Origin of the sequence: Vescimonas sanitatis, from assembly GCF_049060325.1 — a bacterium.
GTDB lineage: Bacteria > Bacillota > Clostridia > Oscillospirales > Oscillospiraceae > Vescimonas > Vescimonas sanitatis.
This window is the reverse complement of the sequence record NZ_JBMGPW010000025.1, coordinates 1-723: the sequence shown is the minus strand read 5'-3', so window position 1 is coordinate 723 and position 723 is coordinate 1. Positions and strand designations below refer to the sequence as shown.

Here is a 723-nt window from a genome sequence, read left to right as displayed (position 1 = left end):
GGTGATGCGCAGGTAGGTCAGGGTGAACGCCGAGGCTGGGAGGGGCTTGCCTGCGGTGTACCCCGCGCAGGAGGAGGCGGCCATGGCGGGCGCGGCCGTCGATGCGGCCACGGCCGGCACGGCCCAGGCGAGGCCGGTGGCTACTGAACGGCGGGAGATTTCCATGAGGGGTACTCCAGTTAGGGCACACAAAAGAATTCAGGTGCACACGATTAGGTTCGTGAAAGCAGGAGTGTTCGGCTACGGCCGTCGGTGCATCTGAGACTGCCGGGGTGCCGGGGTGTGGTCAGACCACCTGTCTCCTCAGAGTTCAGGTATGTTAAATCTCATGCATGCATCGCCATTGGAGCCTCGGATGACCGCCGGTGTGGATCGGCCGGCGGATGGCAAGGTCGCCGTGGAGAGGGTGGATCGCCCCGGTCGTCGGGGAATGCGGCTGCTGGGGCCGGCCTTCGTGGCGGCGGTGGCCTATGTGGACCCCGGCAATGTGGCTGCGAACCTGACGGCCGGGGCCCAGTACGGGTACCTGCTGGTCTGGGTGCTGGTCGCAGCGAACCTGATGGCCATGCTCGTGCAGTACCTCTCGGCGAAGCTCGGGCTCGTCACCGGCCGCTCGCTTCCGGAGCTGCTGGGGCACCGGTTGCCGCGCGGGCGGCGTTTGGCGTACTGGGTGCAGGCGGAGATCGTGGCCGCCGCCACGGATCTGGCCGAGGTGATCGGAGG

1 protein-coding gene is annotated in these 723 nt (G+C 67.5%); it reads left to right on the top strand.

What is annotated here, in order from left to right:
* Positions 1-355: 355 nt before the first annotated feature.
* The coding region (locus ACOMDU_RS13575; protein WP_476718553.1) for an Nramp family divalent metal transporter at positions 356-723 on the top strand (368 nt) is incomplete at its 3' end.